Source organism: Marinobacterium sp. xm-d-564 (assembly GCF_013283345.1).
Lineage (GTDB): Bacteria > Pseudomonadota > Gammaproteobacteria > Pseudomonadales > Balneatricaceae > Marinobacterium_E.
Window position 1 is genome coordinate 25,388 of sequence record NZ_WBYO01000005.1, and the last position, 20,476, is coordinate 45,863.

Sequence of the window (20,476 nt, forward strand, 5' to 3'; positions counted from 1 at the left end):
AAGTGTGTTTAGGGCGGGAACTGTTTATCCTTAGGGATCTATATGCGAAAAGGTTTGTTGTGGCAGATATCTGGATCATCAGTGATGGAAAGCCCGGGCACATTAATCAGTCCCTTGGATTGGTAGAAGCGTTGCTTGAGTTTAAACCGAATCTGACATTCAAAACCCTTCCACTGAAGGGTGTCAGTAGTTCACTGTTTGCTACAGATCGCCCCAAATTGATTATCAGTGCAGGCAGAGCCACTCACTTTTGGAATTGGGCGCTCACTGTTCGCTTTGGGGCCAAAAATGTCGTACTGATGCGCCCATCGCTCCCTTACAGCTTCTTTAATTTAGCTCTGGTCCCAGAGCATGATGCGCCCCCCGCTTTTGATCGTGTAGTTACTACCAAGGGAGCAATTAATCGAATGAAGCCGTCTAAAAAACAGCCGGAAAGTCGACTGGTGCTTTTAGGTGGGCCAAGCAAGCACGTGATCTGGGATGATGCCCGCATTATTGAGCAGATCGACCAGTTAACTGAACCATCCATTGGTTTATTGAATGTAGCGACCTCTCGAAGAACTCCCAACGACCTATTACAACAACTTAGATCGAAAACGAGCATCAGATTAATTGAACCTGATTCAGTCGATAGTGATTGGTTACCCAGCACTTTAGCAACCACCGAACAGGTGATTGTCAGCTCAGACAGTGTCTCAATGGTCTATGAAGCATTAACCGCCGGGTGCACTGTTTCGCTGATACGTTTAGAATCTACGACTAATTCAAGAACGCAACAGGGCATCGACTCATTGGTTGAGCAAGGTTTAGTGGGTGCTACAGCCGACCAAAAACCGGCCAATCCAGTGTCGAATTTTCGAGAAGCAGCCCGCTGCGCTGAGATTATTTTGGAGAGATTTCCCCTGTGAAAGTAGTTCAGGTACTTCCGGCATTAGAGGTTGGCGGAGTCGAACGCGGTACCATCGATATCGCAAAAGCATTAGTTGAAGCAGGGCACGAATCTATTGTTATTTCAGCTGGGGGGCGATTAGTTGGTCAATTGGAGTCTGAGGGCTCGCGACATATCGCATGGGATCTTGGCAAAAAATCTCTGCTCACATTTTTAAAGCTTTGGTCATTTCGCAAATGGCTTCGCAAAGAGAAGCCAGATATCGTCCATGTTCGTTCCCGTATGCCAGCTTGGGTTGTCTGGCTAGCTTGGCGCGGTATGCCAAAAAATGATCGCCCTAAATTTATTACTACACTGCATGGTATGCACTCGGTCAATTGGTACAGCGCAATAATGGCCAAAGGGGAGCGTGTTATTTGTGTTTCCGATACCTGCAAACAATATCTATTCGATAACTATAAAGTTGATGACCCAGATAAAGTGACTGTGATTCACCGCGGCATAGATGAGGATTATTTTTACCGAGGCTTTAAGCCATCTGATGAGTGGCGTGAAAAGTTCTTTGGGGAACACCCAGAATGTACCAATAAAAAATTGATCTGTTTTCCAGGCCGAATCACTCGATGGAAAGGTCATCTTGAGCTAGTCAAAGTTGTTGAAGAGCTCGCTCATCAAAGAGATGACTTTAAAGTATTGGTCGTAGGCAGTGATTCGAAAGGTAAGTTTTTCGCTGAAGTACAGTCTTCTATACAAGCAAAAGGTCTTGAGCATTTTTTTGTTTTTTTAGGCACTCGCTCTGATATGCGGGAGCTATACTCCATTTCTGACGTCACTTTATCACTGACCTCAACCACCGCAGAGTCATTTGGTAGGACGGTTGTGGAAAGTTTAGTGCTAGATACACCAGTGATTGCCTATGAACATGGCGCTGTTAAAGAGACACTCGAAGCCTGCTTTCCAGAGGGTAAAGTAGAAGTTAATGACGTTAAAAAACTGGGTCACAAGGTTTTAGACCTTTTTGAACATTCTTTATTGTCATCTATCTCAATACCAAACGCATTCACACTGGATTGTCAGAAGCAATCCACCTTAACTCTTTATAAGAACCTATTAAGTAAAAAATTATGAACTCGATACTAAAAAGTAAACTATCAAGCGCAGCCATTTTTTTAATGCCGACAGTGTTTCTGTTCTCAAGAGCTGCTGCAGATATTGCTATGTTCATTGTCGGGCTGGTTTTTTTGTTTAAAAGCTATACCTCGAAAGAGTGGCAATGGACTCAGGTGTTGTGGGTTCGTTTAGCTGCACTGCTGACGCTCTATATCTCGTTCGTTGTACCTTTTTTCTCAACCGATTTTGTTCCGGCTCTTTTGAATGGTATGGCCTTTTACAGGTGGCCTCTGTTTGCGGCAGCGATGGTGTTTTGGATCTTGAACTCAAACGAGAAGTTGAGGGTTTTCGAGACAGGTGTTTTAGCTGTGTTGGCTTTCATTTTTGTTGACACTTTTATTCAGTACTTTACGGGTACTGACCTTTTTGGGCATCAAATCTCCTCATATGGACATAGATTAACTGGCCCTTTCACTAAATTAGTTCCAGGTACATTTTCAGCCAGAGTATTGTTCATTGGCGCGTGCTTCATATTTTTCGCCCTGAAAGGGTCATACAGATTAAAGCTTACAGCCCTGCTTACTTATTTAGCCTTAGCTCAGGTGTTTATGTTTGTGACTGGCGAGCGAGGCGCATTCTTAGTGACTGGTTTGGCGAGTTTTATATTGGTCGTTTATCTATTCTTCAAGCTAAATACAGAACGATTTTATCTACTAGGTATGGGGGGCGTGCTACTTGCATCAGCCATTGTGTTTGGGTTGAGTCAGCCCAAGATGGTCGATAGGACGATTAATAGTACGATTGATTACATAGTTAATTGGAAAGACAGTCCATCAGGCAGCCACGTTATTTTGCCTACGATCGAGATTTGGCAGGATAATAGTGTCCTATTTGGTGTGGGAGTAAAAAACTACCGTGAGCTCTGTTTAAGAAGCGATTATGACTATCTTGATAAAGAGTTTGGTGTAGCGCGCAATTGTGCCCACCCGCATGCACTCTATCTTCAATGGGCGGTTGAGGCAGGTGTTATAGGGTTAATAATTTTCGTGTTGTTGGTAGGTGCTTGTATAAAGGCATTTTTTGAGCACTCGAATACAAGTACACGACTTGTCTCAATCTTTGCATTCTGTGCTTTTTTGACTACCTTTTGGCCGATCATGGGGAGCATGAGCTTCTTCAATAATTATGTGGGTGCTGTTATTTGGCTCTCATTGAGTTGGTCCTTGGCTAAAACATATCAGTTAAGAAATGCTTAGCGTCGCGACAGTTTTACCTCCCAGAGAGGGATTCAATTCTGAGGAAGCTGGCGCCATTGCACTTTTCGTGTCGCACTTCATGAGAGTTGAAAAAGACAGTGTCGACAGTACGGTATTTGGAGGCTGGGTTGGTACGCCTTACAAAGATCTAAAATATCGCTCGGTTAAAATTCCAAGGGTACGACTGACCTCTAAAAGCATTGTTTATGCAAACAAGGTCAGTGAATTAGTGTTACAAGGTGGTTATAGTCTAGTTGAGGTGCACAACCGACCCGCTATTGCGCTAGCCATTAAACAGCGCTGTCCCGAATTAAAGGTCTCTCTTTTTCTTCATAATGATCCCGCCACCATGAAGGAGTTAAGATCTTCTAAGTTTTTGCAACGTTGTGCACGTGAATTAGATCGTTTTGTCGCTGTTAGCCAATTTGTTGCGGACTCTTTAAGTAATATGTGTCCCGAGGCAAAGAGTAAAACAAAGGTGGTGTATAACGCTCTCGATGACAGCTGGTTTGATCGGCCTGAATCGACTATCGATATAGATGATTTACCCATCAATGTGACCTACATTGGTAGGATTGTTCCTGAAAAAGGAGTTCTTGAGGTTGCTCAAGCTGTTAAGCAACTGTCTCTATCGTCAAAAAAATTTAATTTCTCATTCATAGGGAGCTCAGGCTTTTTGAAAAGTGCCTCAGAAACTAACTTTGAGCGAGAGGTAAAACGGTTAGTTGAAGCATCGAGTTCAAGTGTTGAATATCTTGGCGCAAGAAGTAATGACTTTATACGTCAGCATTTACAAAAAAGCGATTTAGTCATTGTTCCGTCTAAGGTAAAAGAAGCCTTCGGTAGAGTCCTGCTCGAAGCCATGTCCCAAAATAATGCCTGTATTATTAGTGATGCAGGTGCTCTGCCGGAAGTGGGAGGAGAGGCTGTTATAGTGCTTGAGACTGTTTCCGCCGAGGCTATCACTTCCACAATAGAAAAGTTGATGGCGGATAAATCGTGTATCACTGATCTAAAGCGCAAAGCTATTGAAAGAGCGAAAGAATTTAGTGTTCAAGCGTGTTACCCTGATCTGGCAAGATACAGGTTCGAATTATTAAACGGAGAAAGTCATTGGAAAGCGTAAATGTTATTTGTATGAAGTGGGGTACTAGGTATGGAGCGCATTATGTAAACCGCCTCTTCCATGGAGTCAAAAATAACTTAAACCGTCCATTCAGATTTGTCTGCTTCACAGATGATGACACGGGTCTCGAAGCGGGTATTGAGAGCTTTCCACTTCCTCCGATTACTATCCCTGAACAACATACCGTTTCACCATGGAGAAAACTTTCTCTGTTCTCAAAAGAGTTAGCCGATCTCTCTGGTAAAACGCTGTTCCTAGATTTGGACGTAATTATTGTTGATACCCTAGATGATTTTTTCGATTTCAGTGAGAACTTTTCAATTATCGAAAACTGGACTCAAAAGGGCCGAGGAATAGGTAATTCATCTGTATACTGTTTCAATATTGGCCAGCATGCAGATATTTTGGAGTATTACGAGTCTAATCAAGACGAAGTATTTGCAAACTACTCTAATGAGCAGATCTATCTTTCTCTTAATATAAAGGATAAAGAGTATTGGCCCGATACCTGGTGTAAAAGCTTTAAGTTCCATGCTATTCCACGTGGTATAAAAAGGCTGTTCGTTGAACCCTCAATTCCAAGTGGATGCAAAATAGTAGTATTCCATGGTTACCCCAACCCTGACCAAGCGATGATTGGCGATTATGGTAAGAAGCTTCGTAAGTACTTCAAACCCGCCACATGGATTGAAAAATACTGGGTTTGATTTAATCCAGATGGGTAAATAGGCCAGGGGTAACTGCAATCGTAAAGTTACTTCTGCGCCACCATCTAGAATTAAGCGACCTTTCAATGTCCTGAAATCCATTCAGTGCTCTTGATGAAGGGTGTGTTTTAACTCTCTCTAGAAGTGTATCCACCATAAAATCTTTGTGAATCATTACGGATTGGTTTGTCCAGTTGAGGATTGAAGATGGGACTAGATAAGTATTGTTTTGAACTCTTTTAATCCGTTTGTGACGTTTCTCTGGGTGAGACAGGGCGTAAACTGATGAACCTGATAAGCGTTTGGCTTTAAATGGACGCAAATACTTGCGGAGCTGTTTGACTAGAATCGTTTTCCGGTCAGAGGACGTGGGTTCGATCTCAAAGTAACGGGAATATTTTTCTATATTGTAGAATTTAGCGCCTGGCGCTTTTCGAGATCTCAGTCTCACAACGTCAGCAGTGCCGTTTTCGAGCAGATCCTTGGCAAAAATTAGCTCTTGTAAGGTTGTCGCTTTGCTTTCAACAAGAGGGCAGTCATTTTCTAGCACTAAACAGTAGTTATTCTTGATATTATTTAGTGCACACCTCCATGCCCCCTCAATGCCAAGATTTTTAGGATTTTCTACAAGTCGCAGTCCGTATTGTGAAGCAATGTTTCTCTCTGCATCTGATGTTTCTTGTGATACCAGAATGCAATCTGATACAGCATCAAAGAGTCCGCCCTCTTGGTAAGATTTCAGAGTTAATTCAAGCTTTTCAAAGTTTCGCCAAGTGATGATTGCTAGGCTAAGGTCGTTAATCATTTTAACTCAATAAGCGTTTTGTAGTGGTCGATAGTCTTATTCACCATCGCCTCAATTGTGAAGTTCTCGGAGGCAAATGTGAATTCTCGAGAATAGTTTAGATTGTTGTTTGCAGCACGCTGCATTAACTCAGAGAGGGCGTTAACATCACCAACTGCGCATATTTTCTCGTCGCCAAAAAATTCATTAGCTACGGGAACGTCAGTCGAAATGACAGGTGTCTGATGCACCAATGCTTCAGCAATAACATATGAGAACCCTTCATTTCTGGATGAGACAACGCAGATATCGGACTCTTGTAGTAGCTTAATCACATCGTCTCTTTGGCCAAGAAATTCGACGCGATCATCAAGTTTGTTGAGTGTGCATAGACTGGTTAGCTCCTGCATTCGAGGCCCGTCGCCAACAATTTTGAGTGTGCCTGGCACTTGTGCGAATGCATTTAATAGTATGTCAAAACCCTTAGCATCTACGAGACGGCCTACAGAGATCCAGCGGATAGAGCCTTCATCACTATTTCGATAATGGGTCTTTGGTTGCAAACTCTCTTTTTGAATGCCGTTATAAATGATTACTGGAGTGGTCGTGTCTGGAAAATTTTGAGCAACATTGCGACTAACAGCGATAGTACTTTTGAACGATTTCAGAAAGCTCAGGTTCTTCTTAAGGTTATGGATAGTGCAGACAGCAGGTATGTGTAAAAATTTACTTAACAATCCGCCAATCTGTGCCGCTTTATTAGCCTGATAGTGAACTATATCTGGATCGATCTTTCTGACTAATTTATAAATTTTAAACAGTTGTATTGGATTATATCGGCTGTTCGCAAATTCAAAGTGATGCACTTTGATTTTTGGATTTTGAACCGATTGGCATAGGTTTTGGGGAGCAATAAGGTGCACCTCAACGCCATTTGTGTACAGGCCTTCACTCAACTCTAGGGTGTGCTTTTCTAGGCCTCCCATACCCTGGCTTGCTAGAACTAGAAGTACTTTCACTGCGAATCAGCCTGATAAATAAAGTTTTTACCACGTGGATGGGTCTTAAATCGTCTATGCACCCACATATATTGAGTAGGTTCATAGCGAATGCCTTTTTCGATCTCTTGGTTTATACGAGTTGCAGAGGCAACGTCATCATCCAAGGGGAAGGGTTCTACCGGTGGATGCACTCTTAAGATGTATTGCCCATCAATTGAGCGGTGGTGTGAAAGCATGATCACAGGAGATTTGCTCATTTTTGCCAATCGAGCGGTTGCTGGGACTGTGGCTGCAGGCACTCCAAAAAAGGGTGCAAAGACAGAGTTGGTCGGGCCGAAGTCCTGATCAGGTGCGTACCAAACAATCTCATTTCTTTTAAGTGCTTTCAATACGGATCTAAAGTCAGATCGATCAATCATGGAGTCAATCGACCTTAAACGCCCCTTTGTAATGACCTTGTCCATGAGTAAGTTGTTGTGTGGACGGTACATAGTATGTAGAGGAAAAAACAGTGAGAAAAGCAGCCCGCCTAAATCCAAGGTGGAAAAGTGAGCACCCAATAGGATGACGCCTTTGCCTTTTGAGAGAGCCTCTTCTAAGTGCTCTTTGCCTTCAATAGTTACTCGACGCCGAAAGCCTTCACGAGGGCTCCACCAGGCCATTGCTGTCTCAATAATGCCGATGCCATTTTCAATGAAAACCTGTTTTACCATCTTCTTGAGCTGGATCTCATCGAGTTCTTGAAAGCAAAGTTTGAGGTTGATGTAGACGATATGCCTTCTCTTCGGTGCTAAATAAAAAAGAGCTAGGCCGAGCCATTTTCCTACAACAAGCTGAGTCTGAAAGGGTAAGGTATTAACGAGACGTAATAGCCCTAAACCTAACCATGTTGGCCAGTAAGCTGGAGAGTAAATTGAGTGGACTGTTTTATTAGGCATAAACTGTTAGTCGTTGCTGTATTACGAGTTTAATGCTGCACTGATACTCAATCAACACAGGATGCTGTTTGCTGAGGTATACTTAGCTCAAAATAGGTTCGATTAGAGCATTAAAGGATTTTTGTGAGTCAAACTCAGTCAAGTTGGCATCTTTATCATCGCTTACTAGGGTATGTAAAACCTTATTGGCATGGCTTTCTCTTTAGTTTCATTGGCTATGCGATTTATGGGGCCTCTCAGGCTGCTTCTGCAAAGTGGTTAGAGATGGTCGTTAATTCAGTTGAGTCTGGCAGATTTGATCAGCGCTACCTACTTGCAGCTATGGTCGTTGCTATTTTTGCAGGAAGAGGTCTGGGGACCTTTGTCGGCTCTTACTGTATTGCCTATATCGCCAGACAGACGATTCATGGTTTGAGAGTCGATCTTTTCAATACCTTACAAAAACTCCCCACAGCATTCTACTCTGCGAGCTCCAGTGGCCAGATCTTGGCCAAGATGACCTATAACGTTGAGCAGGTGACCGAAGCTGTGACTGACGCTGTTAAGGTCGGACTTCGAGAAGGGATGACCGTTATTGGCTTGTTTGGCTACATGCTTTACCTAAACTGGAAGCTCACTCTGATTTTTGTCGCTGCTGCACCTCTAATCGGGGTGGTCGTTATGATTGCTTCAAAGCGTATGAGAAGACAGTCACGCAAAATTCAGGAGTCGGTGGCGGACATTACTGATGCCGCATCTGAAGCCGTTAAAGGTTACCAAGTTGTTAGGGTGTTTGGCGGTTCAGAGTTTGAAAAGCAGAGGTTTTTTCAGGCGAGTGATTTGAATCGACGCCAGTTCATGAAATTGGTGGTTACCCAGTCTATTAATACCCCGATCGTTCAAGTGCTTGTTGCGATAGCTTTAGCGGCACTGATGTTCATTGCGATGCACCCAGATGTCATGTCAGGAATGAGTACAGGTGGTTTTGTAGCCTTTCTTACCGCTGCAGGCTTAATTACTAAACCCCTTCGATTGCTCACCGATGTGAATACCAAGATTCAACGCGGTATTGCCGCCTCAGAAGGTGTTTTTGCGGTAATGGATGAACCGGTTGAGGTCGACACCGGATCGATTGAGCTTGGTCGAGCGGTTGGTGATCTTAAATTCTCGGATTTAAGCTTTGCTTATCCCGGAACTCAAGATGATGCGCTGAAGCAGATTAATTTGGATATTCCTGCAGGAACGACCGTTGCGTTGGTTGGTAAGTCTGGCTCGGGTAAATCGACGCTGGTCAGTCTGTTACCGCGTTTTAATGATGGTTGGCGTGGTGAGTTGTTACTGGATGGCCAAGCGCTTGAGTCCTGTACGCTAGAGTCGCTACGTGAACAAATTGCGTTAGTTAACCAGCAAGTTGTGCTTTTTAACGGCACGATCGCTGACAATATTGCATATGGTGCGCTTGCATCATCGACTCCAGAACAGATTAAAGTGGCCGCAGAGGCTGCGCATGTCATGGAGTTTGTTGAGCGACTGCCCAAAGGTCTTGAAACTGAGATTGGCGAGGGTGGCGTGCTTCTCTCAGGTGGTCAGCGTCAGCGTATTGCGATCGCTCGCGCTATTTTGAAAAATGCACCTATCTTGATTCTTGATGAGGCAACCTCGGCACTGGATACAGAGTCGGAACGACACATCCAGGAAGCACTCGATGAGGTCGTAAAGGGGCGGACAACGCTTATCATTGCCCATCGCCTCTCCACCATTGAAAAAGCGGATCTGATCGTTGTAATGGATCAGGGGCAAATAGTGGAGCGCGGTACTCATGCAGAGCTGTTGGCTTTGGATGGGGATTATGCTCAGCTTCATCGTATGCAGTTTAGTGAGCAGCTAGATGGCTAGGCTGCTCTATTCCGCGCTTTATACACTGTTACTGCCTCTCTTCGTTTTTCGCCTGTTAGTTCGTAGCTTAAAAGCCTCTGCCTATCGACAGCGTCTGATTGAACGTTTTGGTATTCAGCAGAAAACACTAGGCAGACCGATCTGGATTCACGCGGTTTCTGTTGGTGAAACCATTGCGATTAGCCCGCTTGTTGAGAGGCTTTTAGATCAGGGTGAGTCGGTCCTTTTCACAACGACCACACCAACGGGAGCGGCACAGGTAAAACAGCGTTTTGGCGGGCGAGTCGAGCACCGTTACCTGCCATGGGATCTACCGATCTTCTTTACACTGTTTTTCGGAGCTCACTCTCCAAAATTACTGCTCATTGTTGAGACAGAGATTTGGCCGAATCTCTTGACAGCTACATCAAGTCGGAAGATTCCCATCGTTCTGGCAAATGCTCGTCTATCTGAGAAGTCATTCAAGGGGTATAAGCGCTTTTCAGGGTTGACCAAGGATACGTTAAATTCAATTTCGCTTTTGCTAGCCCAACATGAGTCGGATGCAGAAAGGTTTAAGAGCTTGGGTATGCCAGAGGATCGACTGCTGGTTTCTGGTAGTATCAAATTCGATATCGATCTTCCTGAAGATCAGATTCAAATAGGTAAAGCGTGGAAAGCTGCTTTTGACCGCAAAGTGCTAGTGGCTGCCAGTACCCATAAGGGTGAGGATAAGATTTTGTTGGATGCTTGGAGTGTCATTCCACAAGATCAGCGTCCGGTACTCATTCTCGTACCCCGCCATCCAGAGCGTTTTGACTCTGTTTATCAGTTGGCTAAAGGCTATTCTGATTTTGTAAGTAAGCGATCACTATCTACGGCCGATAGAAATATCGATATATGGATTGGTGATTCGCTGGGTGAGATGTTTGCTTACTACTCAGCTGCGGATCTAGCCTTCGTCGGTGGAAGCTTCTCTGGTACGGGTGGGCATAATCCGCTTGAGCCGGCCGCTCTTGGTTTGCCAATTGTCATGGGGCCAAGTGATTATAACTTCCGCTCGATTATCTCGACGCTGAAAAGTGAAGGTGCATTGGTGCAAGTTCAATGTGAACAGGAATTGGCTGAGCAGATTAGGGTTTTGCTTGGCAATGATAACCACGCAATGTCTCAAGCGGGCATCAATGTGGTAGAAAAAAATAGAGGCGCTCTGGAGCGCCTCTATGAGCAAGTGAAAAAATTAATTTAGATATCAGATAGGTCGAGTTGTTCATCGGTTTGATCGGCGAATGCAGCCATTAGATGAGTTCGTAGCAGCGAGCCATCCGAGTCTAAAACCCAAGCTTGTTGAGCTTCATCGTAATCAAAATGCAGACCTTGTGTGCGGGTTGCTAGCCAAAGCTGCTTCACTGGAGGCTGGCGCGTTAGGATAATTTGGCTTCGGTCAGTGCACTTAATCGTCATCATCGCGCCGTTATTGTCATAGTCCAAATCGGATTCCGCATCGTCTAATAACTCTTCGAGTGCGTTGAGGGTCTCTTCAACACGCTCTAAATAGATCGCATCACTCATTGTCTAACCTCCTGTAAACATTGGTTTCATTATACTGATTTCCGCAGCTTTGTCCGTGCTAAATAGGCCTTTCGTGGTCGCCTACAGGCCTATTATCAGGGTATACTCTGGCTTTAATTTTATTGATCAAAACCCGACACAAAAAGGGTTGGTCGTAATTGGAGTGGATTATGCGAATGTTCTTTGCACTGGTGTTCTGTTGTGCACTCGTTGGATGCGGTCAGAAGGGCCCATTGTCTATGCCTGGTGCTGAAACTTCGCAGCAATCAAACTCTTAAGAGAGAAAAAATGGAAAGTTTTGAATACCGCGACGGTCAACTGTTTGCGGAAGATGTATCTGTTGAAGAGATCGCTAATACGGTTGGCACCCCCGCTTATGTTTACTCGCGTGATGCCCTAGAACGAGGCTATTTGGCTTATGCCGATGCGTTAGCAGGGCGCGATGCATTGGTCTGCTTTGCGGTTAAATCTAACTCCAACCTAGCTGTATTAAACGTATTGGCTAAGTTGGGAGCAGGCTTTGATATTGTCTCTCAGGGTGAATTAGAGCGCGTGCTTTTGGCGGGTGCGGATCCTTCCAAAGTGGTCTTTTCTGGTGTTGGCAAGCAGGCTGCAGAGATCGCTCGTGCGCTAGAAGTTGGCATCCACTGTTTCAATATCGAGTCTGAATCAGAGCTGGAACGTGTTAATGCCGTCGCTGCTGAGTTAGGCAAGGTGGCCGATGTCTCATTCCGTGTGAATCCTGATGTCGATGCGGGCACGCACCCTTACATCTCAACGGGCCTAAAAGAGAACAAGTTTGGTATCGCCATTGATTCTGCGCTTGAGGTTTATCAGCGAGCGGCTCAGCTTTCAAACGTTAAAGTGGTTGGCGTTGATTGCCACATCGGTTCGCAGTTGACTGAAATCGATCCCTTCCTCGATGCGCTCGATCGCCTATTAGCATTGATCGATCGATTGGCGGAAGCGGGTATCCTGATCGAACACCTCGACCTTGGCGGTGGCTTAGGGGTTTGTTACACCGACGAGACACCACCAGAGCCCAAAGATTACATCGATGCCATCATTGATCGTTTGGGTGATCGTCAGCTTAAGTTAGTGTTTGAGCCGGGCCGTTCGATCTCTGCGAACGCGGGAATTCTACTCACCAAGGTTGAGTTCCTTAAGCGTAATGAAGAGAAGAACTTTGCCATTATCGATGCGGCAATGAACGATCTGATTCGCCCGTCGCTATACAGCGCTTACCAAGAGATTATTCCAGCTCAGCTAGAGTCATCCGCGGAAGAGGCCGTTTGGGATCTTGTCGGCCCGATTTGTGAAACCGGCGACTTCCTTGGCAAAGATCGTAAGTTGGCACTGACTCCAGGTGATCTATTAGCAGTCTGCTCGGCAGGCGCATACGGCTTTGTCATGGCTTCTAACTACAACACCCGTGGCCGTGCCGCTGAGGTGATGGTGGATGATGCGCGCTTCCAAGTGGTTCGTGAGCGTGAGCAGTTTGCTGATCTTGTGCGCGGTGAATCATTGCTGTCAGAGGAAGGCTGATGCTACTGCGATTCACTAAGATGCATGGCTTGGGCAATGACTTTATGGTCATTGACGCCATCTCACAACGCGTCCGTGTCAACGCGGACCTTGTGCGTCAACTTTCGGATCGTAATTTTGGTGTCGGTTTTGATCAGATGTTGTTGGTCGAACCGCCATCCGATCCGGATATGGATTTTCGTTACCGTATCTTTAATGCTGATGGCAGTGAAGTCGAGCACTGTGGCAACGGCGCTCGCTGCTTTGCGCGATTTGTTCGCGATAAAGGGTTGGTGTTGCGAGATACCATTAAGGTGCAAACAGCACGTGGTCGTGCGGTGTTGAACATTGTGGGTCGCGATCTGGTTGAAGTTGATATGGGTGCTCCAGAGTTGGATCCGGTCGAAGTGCCTACCACCTTCACAGAGAAGAGCACGACTTACTCTACCCAACTGGCTTCAGGTCAAACTGTTGAGTTTGGTGCTGTCTCCATGGGTAACCCTCATGCTGTCTTGGTCGTTGATTCCATTGAAAGCGCGCCGGTTGAGAGCTGGGGGCCAGAGCTGGAATCTCATGCTGTCTTCCCTAACCGTGCCAATATCGGATTTATGGAAGTCATCTCTAAGAATGAGGTGAATCTTCGTGTCTATGAGCGCGGTGCAGGTGAAACTCAAGCGTGTGGTACTGGGGCTTGTGCTGCCGTCGTGTCAGGTCGTTTGCGTGGCCTTCTCGATAGCAAAGTTACCGTTCACTTACCTGGTGGTGATCTTGAGATTGAGTGGTTAGGTGAAGGGCACTCCGTCAATATGACTGGTCCCGTATGTTCGGTTTACGAAGGGCAGATCTACTTATGAGCCAACCGCTAGATGAAAACCAAGTCGCAGAGTGGCTTGCACAGAATCCCAGTTTTTTTGAGAACCATACCTGGTTACTTGAAAAGCTGACGGTACCTCATCAGAGAGGTTCGGCGGTCTCCTTGGTTGAACGTCAAACCAGCATGCTGCGAGAAAAAGCCAATACACTCGAAATCCACCTGTCGGATATGATCGAAGCAGCGCGTCATAACGACGGGCAATTCGGTAAGACCAAGCGGATGGTTCTGTCACTGCTAGAGGCAGACAGCTTTGATGAAGTCAGTATTGCACTTGAAGAGAGCTTGTGTGGCGACTTCAGTGGCGATGAGGTGGAGCTAATCCTCTTCTCGGATACGGAGCTCGACGTTAACTCACTAAGAGTGTTGCCGCGCAGTCAAACGTCAATTGTTCAGCCGTTGATCGACTCATCAAGCCCGGTCTGCGGACAGTTGTCGGATCAGATGACCCGATTCTTATTCCGAAACCCTCAAAAGCCCGTTGGATCTTGCGCTGTGGTACCGCTAGTGAAGGGCGAATCTTTAGGTCTTCTGGTGATTGGCTCATACGACGCCAACTACTTCCAGTCTACGCAAGGAACGCTATTTTTGGCGTATATCGGCGAAGTTCTAAGCAGAATCCTTGCGCGTTTGATGAATATTCGAGGCTAACATGGGTTGCTCGGACAGCGACTTAGAATTTCGCTTTACCGAGCATATGCGTGTCGAGCGTCAGCTATCCGATAAAACAGTCTTCAACTATCAGCGCGATCTTCAACGCTTTCGAGAGACGCTACAACTGATTGAATTCACCAGTTGGCTCGAGCTCTCTGAGCGCCCTCTGCGTTACGCGGTGGCCGAGCTGCACTCTGAGGGTCTGTCGGGCCGATCGTTGCAACGAATGCTGTCTGCGCTTCGTAGCTTTTATCGATATCTGAATCAGCAATCGATCTGCGAACATAATCCCGCTCTGGCCATTAAAGCGCCGAAAGCCCCTCGCCGTCTTCCACAAACACTGAGTTCTGAGACCTTGAATGAGGTGTTAGACACGCCCCAAGATGATCCCTTAAAGATTCGTGATCTAGCCATGATGGAGCTGCTCTATTCCAGTGGGCTGCGCGTATCGGAACTGGTTGGTATTAATCTAAGCGATATCGATTTAGGTTCAGGCTCCGTCATCGTTGAGGGTAAGGGGCGCAAAATGCGCCAAGTTCCGGTGGGCGGTGCGGCTCTGCAGGCCATTCAGCTTTGGCTCAAGGAGCGCTTGGCGCTAGCTGATTACAATGAAGAGGCCCTGTTTGTCGGGAAGCTAGGCAAGCGTCTCTCATCCCGCAGCGTCGAGAAACGTTTGAAAGAGCTTGGTGAACAGTCGGGTGTCGCAGGAAATTTATATCCACACCGGCTGCGTCACAGCTTCGCGACTGAGATGCTTGCTGGTTCTGGTGATCTTCGTGCCGTGCAAGAGCTATTAGGTCACGCTGATATCAGTACGACTCAGATCTATACGCACCTAGACTTCAAGCAACTTAAATCGATCTATCAAAACTCACACCCAAGGGCTAAACGACGTGAAAAAAATTAAGTGTGTCACCTTCGATCTCGACGATACCTTATGGGCCGTCCACCCGGTTGTGATTAAAGCGAACGATCTATTGTGGGAGTGGCTAGAACGCGAGGTTCCAGCTTACACAGAGCGATATTCACTCAGTGATCTTGCCGAAGGGTCAGCACTGCGTCGCTCTCTACTTGAGCGTTATCCAGAAATTGCACACAGCATGACAGAAACGCGTATACGTCTGCTTGAAGAGGGGATGGTCTCAGTGGGGCTTACCCAACAAGAGGCGGAATCAAAAGCGGCGGCAGCTTTTGATCTGTTTTTACATCATCGCCACGCGGTCACGCCCTACGACCAGGTGATCGATATGTTGCAGCAACTTAAAGATCAAGGGTTGCTGATTGGTGCACTGAGTAACGGTAATGCTGAGGTGGCTAAAACCCCCTTAGCGCAGTGGTTCGATTTTCAATTTAATGCCGACGGGGTGGGTACTGCGAAGCCCCACCCTCTGATGTTTGAGAAGGCTTTAGAGTTTGCTTCGGTCAACGCGGATGAGGTGGTCCATGTGGGTGATCACCCGATTAATGATATTCGGGCGGCAAAAGAGATGGGAATGCATACCATCTGGGTCAACCCCGAAGGGCTGGAGTGGGCCATTGAGGTGGATGCTGACTGGCACGCTGAGACGATTAGTGAGATACCTAAGATCGTCGCCAATCTCAATCGATAAACATCTCCAAAAGATCATTAAGAAACAGCTGCCCCTCTTGGGTTGGAGCAATTCTAGTTAAGTCTTCAACTAGCATTCCACGTTGACGAGCTTTTGATAGCAGAGGTTCTATACGTTCAATCGAACATCCAGTGCTCTGCTCAAAAAGCTCTGTGGCAACGCCCGATTTCAGGCGCAAGGCGTTGAGCATAAACTCAAAGGGCAGAGCCTCGGATTCTATGATCTCTCTACCTGCAACTGGGTCGATGGCATTTATGTAAGCCTTGGGTTGGCGCTGTTTATGAATACGTTCAATCAGCAGCTGACCTTGCTCCCAGCGGGAAATCTTAGCGTGTGCGCCGGCACCAATACCTAAGTAGTCACCGAACTGCCAGTAGTTGAGGTTGTGTTTTGATTCACCGCCTGGTCGTGCGAAGGCGGAAATCTCATACTGCTCATAACCATGACGTTTTAGCAGTTCACTGCCCTGCTCCTGAATAGCCCATAAGAACTCCTCGATCGGTAGAGAGGGCGGTTTAGCTGCAAACTCTGTGTTGGGCTCAATCGTCAGTTGATACCAAGAGATTTGATCAGGTTCAAACGCGATAGCCTGCTCAAGATCATTCAACGCAGCGTCCGGGGTTTGACCGGGTAGTCCGTGCATCAGATCGATATTGGTCCGTTGAAACAGTTTTGTTGCTGATTGAATGGCTTTAATGGCTTCGCCGCCTGTATGAATTCGGCCAAGAGCTCTCAGTCGATCATCATCAAAGCTCTGCACGCCGATCGACAACCGATTGATGCCCGCATCTGCAAACCCTTCAAACTTCTCTTGTTCAAAAGTCCCAGGGTTTGCTTCCATAGTAATTTCAGCGTCTGGTTCTAGGCTGTAGTTTGATTTAACAGCCTCAAGTAATCTGGCGTAGCTTTCCGGTTTTAGAAGGCTAGGTGTCCCGCCACCGATGAAGATCGAATGTATGGGTCGACCAGACGTTAGGTGTTGCTCGTTTTTTAGTTCTGAAATGAGTCGGTCCAAGTAGAGTGATTCAGGAATCTCATCTCTGACTTGGTGCGAATTGAAGTCACAATATGGACACTTTCGAATGCACCAAGGCACGTGCACATAGAGTGACAGCGGTGGTAGCTTGGCATCCATTTAGGCGAGGAAAGCAGCCAGCTGTTCTGTCAGCTGTGCAACGGCTTTGCCGCGATGGCTGACGGCTTTTTTCTGCTCTGGGGTCAGTTGTGCTGCAGCACAGTCATATTCAGGCGACCAGAATACAGGATCGTAACCAAAGCCATTCTCCCCTTCAGGTGCACCAAGAATCTTACCTTCCCAGCTGCCCACAGCGATCAGTGGAGTAGGATCATTCTGGTGGCGCATACAGACCAGAACACAGCGAAATCGTGCAGAGCGCTGCTCCGCTTCAAGCTCACCAAGCTCTTGAAGAAGCTTATCTATATTCTGTTGGTCCGAGGCTCCTGGGCCTGCAAAACGAGCAGAGTAGATGCCAGGGGCTCCAGAGAGAGCATCCACCTCAAGGCCTGAGTCATCAGCAATGGCAGGTAAGCCGGTTGCAGCGCAGGCGTTGCGGGCTTTGATGATCGCGTTCTCGACAAAACTTAAACCGGTCTCTTCAGCATCTTCAACACCCAAGTCTCCCTGGGAGACGATCTCAAAATCCAAAGGGGCCAGTATCTTTGAGAACTCCTTGAGTTTGCCCTGGTTACCGCTGGCTAAAACAATCCGCTGGCTCATGCCTACTCCGTGTAGAAGGTTTGGTTGAAGCTAACCTTGATCGGAGCTTGGTTAGGGTCCGGTGTGACCTCGAGCTCGATCGTCATGCGTTCCTCTTCGCTGAAGCGGAACCCGCCAATGTAGTAGATTGCATCGCCTTCAATGATCGGTTTGAATTCGATGGTCTGAATCTGTTGAAGCAAATTACTCGCCTCGCCTTTTATATTGGCACGTACAGCCGTTTTGTCACCGTTCTGCTCAAGTTTGAAAACAGCCACATTGACCAGAGCTCTCACTTTACTACGCAGGATGCCATTTGCAGCGGCGACTTCAGGGGTAACGAAACTCGAGTTGAAGGCGTTATAGTGCACTTCATAACCACGCTCAATCTGTTTCTGTTCCGCATGACCGGACAGAGCAAATAGCGAAGTGAGTAATAGAACCATTAAAGAACGCATCATTAACCTCTATCGTGTGATTCGGTAGATCGCGATTTCACCCATCATGTTGGGCCAGAGCTTATGCCACCAACGCTGGCGGTGCTCATTATCGACTACGGTGCGTTCAATGATTCGGATGTTTCTCTCGATGCAGAGCGCTTCAAAATCTTTAAAGGTACAGAAGTGAATGTTTGGCGTGTCATACCAGCTGTAAGAGAGAAACTTGGAGACCGGCATCTTACCGCGAAATGCCAAGTAGAATCGCGCACGCCAGTGGGCAAAGTTAGGGAAGGTGACGATCCCCTCATTACCAATACGCAACATCTCCTCTACGATCAAGTCGGGACGGTGCATGACCTGCAACGCTTGCGTCATAACGACGCTGTCAAAGCTTGAGTCGTCTATGCTGGCAAGACCTTCATCTAAGTTTTTTTCAATGACGTTCACACCGCGCGCAATACAGTGAGTGATATTGTCATGATCGATCTCTAAACCTAAGCCATCAACCTGCTTTTGCTGGGAGAGAAAATCGAGCAGTTCACCGTCACCACAACCCATATCAAGGACGCGCGCCTCGGGTTGAATCCAGTCTGCAATGATCTCTAAATCAGCTCTCATGGGTGACTCCTAGATTGAGTTCATTGGCTACACGGTTCATGTAGGCTCTAAATACAGCCATGTATCGAGGGCTGTCGATTAAGAAGGCGTCGTGTCCGTGATCAGAGTCGATTTCTGCGTAGCTGACATCTTTATCGGCTGCGACCAGTGCATCGGTAATCTCACGCGAGCGCTCGGGAGAGAAGCGCCAGTCTGTTGTAAACGAGACGACGAGAAATTTACAGCTAGCCTGGCTTAATGCCTTTGAAAGATCATCGCCATACTCTGATGCGGGATCAAAGTAATCCAGCGCTTTTGTCATTAACAGGTAGGTATTTGCATCGAACGCCGTCGAAAACTTCTCACCTTGGTATCGAAGGTAACTTTCGACTTGGAATTGAGTATTTAAGTCGAAACTCAGCTCACCCGTGCGCATCTCACGACCAAACTTCTCGGCCATGCCATCATCAGATAGATAGGTGATGTGGCCAATCATACGAGCCAGTGAGAGCCCTGTTTTGGGAAGGGTTTCGTGATCGTAATAGCGTCCCTCGTGGAACTGAGGGTCTTTCGAAATAGCCTGTCTAGCCACCTCATTGAACGCGATATTCTGTGCCGTTAACTTTGGTGAAGAGGCGATGATTAATGCGTGGCCCAGTCTTTCAGGGTAGTCGATTGACCACTGCATCGCCTGCATACCGCCCAAGCTGCCACCCACAATCGCTGCCCAACGTTGGATACCGAAGTGGTCTGCAAGTCGAACCTGACTGTTGACCCAGTCTCGAACGGTTACAAAAGGAAAGTCTGGTCCGTAAGGTTTTCCTGTGTTTGGATCGATGGAAGTCGGCCCTGTTGAGCCGTGACAGCCACCAAGGTTATTCAACGACACAACAAAAAAGCGATTCGTGTCGATCGGCTTACCTGGACCAATAGCACTGTCCCACCAGCCAGGGTATTTATCACTCTCTGAATGATATCCCGCCGCATGGTGGTGACCCGATAGTGCATGGCAGATCAAAACCGCATTTGAGCAATCTGCATTGAGTTGCCCGTAGGTCTCAACCATTAGATCGTATTCAGGCAGCACTCGGCCTGAAGCCAAAGAGAGAGGCTCGGCAAAGTGAATCAATTCTGGTGTAACGATACCGACGGAATCCGTTGGCAAGCTAGCCGGCATTAGGCTATCTCCTGTGCAATGCTGTACGTGAAACAGTATTTAATTCTAGCAAACCACGGGTTCAGTTACATGACCAGACGAGTGATTTGAGATTGTAGAATTTGAATCACTAAAAAGATCAAAATCGGTGATAGATCCAGACCGCCGATAGGTGGAATGACTTTGCGCGCCAAAGAGAACACGGGCTCTGTGATCTGCATAATGAGCTGTGGACCCGGGTGGTAGCTGTTTGGGGCTACCCAGGAGAGGATCACTGACCCAATAACAGCCCAGAAATAGATGGTGAGAATGCCGTCAAGCACCCCGAATAGGCCAAACAGTGCCGCACCCAGCATGTTGGGGATGTTGCCCTGTGTAAAGAAGATAATCGCGACAACAACAGCCACTTTAACTGCGAAGGCCAATACCAACGGGGAGATGTCTAAACGCCCAATTCTTGGAACCAGTTTCTGCAGTGGAGCCAAAGGAACTTGGGTAAAGCGAACCACCGATTGAGAGATCGGATTGTAATAGTCAGCGCCACTCGCCTGCAGTAAAAAACGCAGAAGCAGAATAAATGCAAAAACTTCACCAATCGTTCGAATGATTAATGTCAGTGTATCGCCAGCCATGTTCAATCCTATAGTTCGCTTAATGATGACAAGTGTTT

Annotated in this window: 23 protein-coding genes; 13 read left to right on the forward strand and 10 right to left on the reverse strand. The window is 46.8% G+C overall.

Features of this window, described 5'->3' with window-relative positions:
* The first annotated feature begins 59 nt into the window (after nucleotides 1–59).
* The 5 genes from XMD564_RS06770 to XMD564_RS06790 are packed head-to-tail and all read left to right on the forward strand — an operon-like array spanning nucleotide 60 to nucleotide 5,088.
* A complete protein-coding gene (locus XMD564_RS06770) occupies nucleotides 60–908 on the forward strand; it encodes an ELM1/GtrOC1 family putative glycosyltransferase (RefSeq protein ID WP_173508022.1) in 849 nt (282 codons plus the stop codon).
* Entirely contained in the window at nucleotides 905–2,017 is a 1,113-nt protein-coding gene (locus tag XMD564_RS11495) for a glycosyltransferase family 4 protein (RefSeq protein WP_217363946.1), read from the forward strand. Before XMD564_RS06770 ends, XMD564_RS11495 begins: the two co-directional genes overlap by 4 nt.
* Nucleotides 2,014–3,255: an O-antigen ligase gene (locus tag XMD564_RS06780; protein ID WP_173508023.1), complete on the forward strand. Its 1,242-nt coding sequence runs from the start codon at nucleotides 2,014–2,016 to the stop codon at nucleotides 3,253–3,255. Before XMD564_RS11495 ends, XMD564_RS06780 begins: the two co-directional genes overlap by 4 nt.
* Complete coding sequence (locus tag XMD564_RS06785; RefSeq protein ID WP_173508024.1) at nucleotides 3,248–4,381, forward strand: glycosyltransferase family 4 protein; 1,134 nt, start codon at nucleotides 3,248–3,250, stop codon at nucleotides 4,379–4,381. Before XMD564_RS06780 ends, XMD564_RS06785 begins: the two co-directional genes overlap by 8 nt.
* Nucleotides 4,369–5,088, forward strand: a complete 720-nt coding sequence (locus XMD564_RS06790) for a hypothetical protein (RefSeq protein WP_173508025.1) — start codon at nucleotides 4,369–4,371, stop codon at nucleotides 5,086–5,088. Before XMD564_RS06785 ends, XMD564_RS06790 begins: the two co-directional genes overlap by 13 nt.
* Before the next feature lies 1 nt (nucleotide 5,089).
* Here XMD564_RS06790 and XMD564_RS06795 read toward each other — a convergent pair whose 3' ends face one another.
* From XMD564_RS06795 to lpxL, 3 genes are read right to left on the reverse strand one after another with little or no spacing between them, the layout of a single operon-like run.
* On the reverse strand, nucleotides 5,090–5,893 hold the full coding sequence (locus XMD564_RS06795) for a glycosyltransferase family 2 protein (protein ID WP_173508026.1): 804 nt from the start codon (nucleotides 5,891–5,893) through the stop codon (nucleotides 5,090–5,092).
* On the reverse strand, nucleotides 5,890–6,858 hold the full coding sequence (locus XMD564_RS06800; RefSeq protein ID WP_173508027.1) for a glycosyltransferase family 4 protein: 969 nt from the start codon (nucleotides 6,856–6,858) through the stop codon (nucleotides 5,890–5,892). Before XMD564_RS06800 ends, XMD564_RS06795 begins: the two co-directional genes overlap by 4 nt.
* A 29-nt stretch (nucleotides 6,859–6,887) precedes the next feature.
* On the reverse strand, nucleotides 6,888–7,811 hold the full coding sequence (gene lpxL, locus XMD564_RS06805; RefSeq protein WP_173495556.1) for an LpxL/LpxP family Kdo(2)-lipid IV(A) lauroyl/palmitoleoyl acyltransferase: 924 nt from the start codon (nucleotides 7,809–7,811) through the stop codon (nucleotides 6,888–6,890).
* Nucleotides 7,812–7,934: 123 nt separating this feature from the next.
* Between lpxL and msbA the strand changes: the two genes are divergently transcribed.
* Both msbA and waaA read left to right on the forward strand, forming a co-directional pair.
* A complete protein-coding gene (msbA, locus tag XMD564_RS06810; RefSeq protein WP_371740256.1) occupies nucleotides 7,935–9,686 on the forward strand; it encodes a lipid A export permease/ATP-binding protein MsbA in 1,752 nt (583 codons plus the stop codon).
* The gene (gene waaA / locus XMD564_RS06815) at nucleotides 9,679–10,914 is read left to right on the forward strand and encodes a lipid IV(A) 3-deoxy-D-manno-octulosonic acid transferase (RefSeq protein WP_173508028.1); all 1,236 of its coding nucleotides are present in this window, start codon (nucleotides 9,679–9,681) and stop codon (nucleotides 10,912–10,914) included. Before msbA ends, waaA begins: the two co-directional genes overlap by 8 nt.
* Here the strand turns inward: waaA and cyaY are convergent.
* The gene (cyaY, locus tag XMD564_RS06820; protein WP_173508029.1) at nucleotides 10,911–11,237 is read right to left on the reverse strand and encodes an iron donor protein CyaY; all 327 of its coding nucleotides are present in this window, start codon (nucleotides 11,235–11,237) and stop codon (nucleotides 10,911–10,913) included. The genes waaA and cyaY overlap by 4 nt on opposite strands.
* Nucleotides 11,238–11,413: 176 nt before the next feature.
* Between cyaY and XMD564_RS11575 the strand changes: the two genes are divergently transcribed.
* Genes XMD564_RS11575 through XMD564_RS06850 form a run of 6 tightly spaced genes read left to right on the forward strand, consistent with a single transcriptional unit; the run spans nucleotide 11,414 to nucleotide 15,896 of the window.
* Entirely contained in the window at nucleotides 11,414–11,515 is a 102-nt protein-coding gene (locus tag XMD564_RS11575) for a lipoprotein (protein ID WP_371740260.1), read from the forward strand.
* A 10-nt stretch (nucleotides 11,516–11,525) separates the two neighbouring features.
* Nucleotides 11,526–12,782 carry a diaminopimelate decarboxylase gene (gene lysA, locus XMD564_RS06830; protein WP_173480058.1) on the forward strand — a complete coding sequence of 419 codons (1,257 nt, stop codon included), beginning with the start codon at nucleotides 11,526–11,528 and terminating at the stop codon, nucleotides 12,780–12,782.
* Entirely contained in the window at nucleotides 12,782–13,615 is an 834-nt protein-coding gene (gene dapF, locus XMD564_RS06835) for a diaminopimelate epimerase (protein WP_173508030.1), read from the forward strand. The genes lysA and dapF overlap by 1 nt, the downstream gene beginning before the upstream one ends.
* Nucleotides 13,612–14,283 (forward strand): DUF484 family protein, encoded by a 672-nt coding sequence (locus XMD564_RS06840; RefSeq protein WP_173482796.1) that lies wholly within the window; start codon nucleotides 13,612–13,614, stop codon nucleotides 14,281–14,283. The genes dapF and XMD564_RS06840 overlap by 4 nt, the downstream gene beginning before the upstream one ends.
* Nucleotide 14,284: 1 nt before the next feature.
* Nucleotides 14,285–15,193, forward strand: a complete 909-nt coding sequence (gene xerC / locus XMD564_RS06845) for a tyrosine recombinase XerC (RefSeq protein ID WP_173508031.1) — start codon at nucleotides 14,285–14,287, stop codon at nucleotides 15,191–15,193.
* A complete protein-coding gene (locus XMD564_RS06850; protein WP_173480062.1) occupies nucleotides 15,180–15,896 on the forward strand; it encodes an HAD family hydrolase in 717 nt (238 codons plus the stop codon). Before xerC ends, XMD564_RS06850 begins: the two co-directional genes overlap by 14 nt.
* Here the strand turns inward: XMD564_RS06850 and hemW are convergent.
* The 6 genes from hemW to XMD564_RS06880 all read right to left on the reverse strand — a co-directional run bounded on the left by hemW (nucleotide 15,886) and on the right by XMD564_RS06880 (nucleotide 20,438).
* The gene (gene hemW, locus XMD564_RS06855; RefSeq protein ID WP_173508032.1) at nucleotides 15,886–17,031 is read right to left on the reverse strand and encodes a radical SAM family heme chaperone HemW; all 1,146 of its coding nucleotides are present in this window, start codon (nucleotides 17,029–17,031) and stop codon (nucleotides 15,886–15,888) included. The two genes, XMD564_RS06850 and hemW, sit on opposite strands and share 11 nt — an antisense overlap.
* On the reverse strand, nucleotides 17,032–17,634 hold the full coding sequence (locus XMD564_RS06860) for an XTP/dITP diphosphatase (protein WP_173508033.1): 603 nt from the start codon (nucleotides 17,632–17,634) through the stop codon (nucleotides 17,032–17,034).
* 2 nt (nucleotides 17,635–17,636) lie between these two features.
* Nucleotides 17,637–18,074 (reverse strand): DUF4426 domain-containing protein, encoded by a 438-nt coding sequence (locus XMD564_RS06865; protein WP_173480065.1) that lies wholly within the window; start codon nucleotides 18,072–18,074, stop codon nucleotides 17,637–17,639.
* A 6-nt stretch (nucleotides 18,075–18,080) separates the two neighbouring features.
* Nucleotides 18,081–18,671 carry a methionine biosynthesis protein MetW gene (metW, locus tag XMD564_RS06870; protein WP_173480066.1) on the reverse strand — a complete coding sequence of 197 codons (591 nt, stop codon included), beginning with the start codon at nucleotides 18,669–18,671 and terminating at the stop codon, nucleotides 18,081–18,083.
* On the reverse strand, nucleotides 18,661–19,827 hold the full coding sequence (locus XMD564_RS06875) for a homoserine O-acetyltransferase (protein WP_173480067.1): 1,167 nt from the start codon (nucleotides 19,825–19,827) through the stop codon (nucleotides 18,661–18,663). The genes metW and XMD564_RS06875 overlap by 11 nt, the downstream gene beginning before the upstream one ends.
* A gap of 65 nt (nucleotides 19,828–19,892) precedes the next feature.
* The gene (locus XMD564_RS06880) at nucleotides 19,893–20,438 is read right to left on the reverse strand and encodes a YggT family protein (RefSeq protein ID WP_173480068.1); all 546 of its coding nucleotides are present in this window, start codon (nucleotides 20,436–20,438) and stop codon (nucleotides 19,893–19,895) included.
* Between the last annotated feature and the right edge of the window lie 38 nt (nucleotides 20,439–20,476).

Bases quoted from the DNA above. Each gene is read 5' to 3' on its own strand.
- XMD564_RS06780 (WP_173508023.1), top strand. From the start codon at position 2,014: ATGAACTCGATACTAAAAAGTAAACTATCAAGCGCAGCCATTTTTTTA.
- XMD564_RS06785 (WP_173508024.1), top strand. From the start codon at position 3,248: ATGCTTAGCGTCGCGACAGTTTTACCTCCCAGAGAGGGATTCAATTCT.
- XMD564_RS06795 (WP_173508026.1), bottom strand. From the start codon at position 5,893: ATGATTAACGACCTTAGCCTAGCAATCATCACTTGGCGAAACTTTGAA.
- XMD564_RS06800 (WP_173508027.1), bottom strand. From the start codon at position 6,858: ATGGGAGGCCTAGAAAAGCACACCCTAGAGTTGAGTGAAGGCCTGTAC.
- lpxL (WP_173495556.1), bottom strand. From the start codon at position 7,811: ATGCCTAATAAAACAGTCCACTCAATTTACTCTCCAGCTTACTGGCCA.
- waaA (WP_173508028.1), top strand. From the start codon at position 9,679: ATGGCTAGGCTGCTCTATTCCGCGCTTTATACACTGTTACTGCCTCTC.
- cyaY (WP_173508029.1), bottom strand. From the start codon at position 11,237: ATGAGTGATGCGATCTATTTAGAGCGTGTTGAAGAGACCCTCAACGCA.
- XMD564_RS11575 (WP_371740260.1), top strand. From the start codon at position 11,414: ATGTTCTTTGCACTGGTGTTCTGTTGTGCACTCGTTGGATGCGGTCAG.
- lysA (WP_173480058.1), top strand. From the start codon at position 11,526: ATGGAAAGTTTTGAATACCGCGACGGTCAACTGTTTGCGGAAGATGTA.
- dapF (WP_173508030.1), top strand. From the start codon at position 12,782: ATGCTACTGCGATTCACTAAGATGCATGGCTTGGGCAATGACTTTATG.
- XMD564_RS06840 (WP_173482796.1), top strand. From the start codon at position 13,612: ATGAGCCAACCGCTAGATGAAAACCAAGTCGCAGAGTGGCTTGCACAG.
- xerC (WP_173508031.1), top strand. From the start codon at position 14,285: ATGGGTTGCTCGGACAGCGACTTAGAATTTCGCTTTACCGAGCATATG.
- hemW (WP_173508032.1), bottom strand. From the start codon at position 17,031: ATGGATGCCAAGCTACCACCGCTGTCACTCTATGTGCACGTGCCTTGG.
- XMD564_RS06860 (WP_173508033.1), bottom strand. From the start codon at position 17,634: ATGAGCCAGCGGATTGTTTTAGCCAGCGGTAACCAGGGCAAACTCAAG.
- XMD564_RS06865 (WP_173480065.1), bottom strand. From the start codon at position 18,074: ATGATGCGTTCTTTAATGGTTCTATTACTCACTTCGCTATTTGCTCTG.
- metW (WP_173480066.1), bottom strand. From the start codon at position 18,671: ATGAGAGCTGATTTAGAGATCATTGCAGACTGGATTCAACCCGAGGCG.
- XMD564_RS06875 (WP_173480067.1), bottom strand. From the start codon at position 19,827: ATGCCGGCTAGCTTGCCAACGGATTCCGTCGGTATCGTTACACCAGAA.
- XMD564_RS06880 (WP_173480068.1), bottom strand. From the start codon at position 20,438: ATGGCTGGCGATACACTGACATTAATCATTCGAACGATTGGTGAAGTT.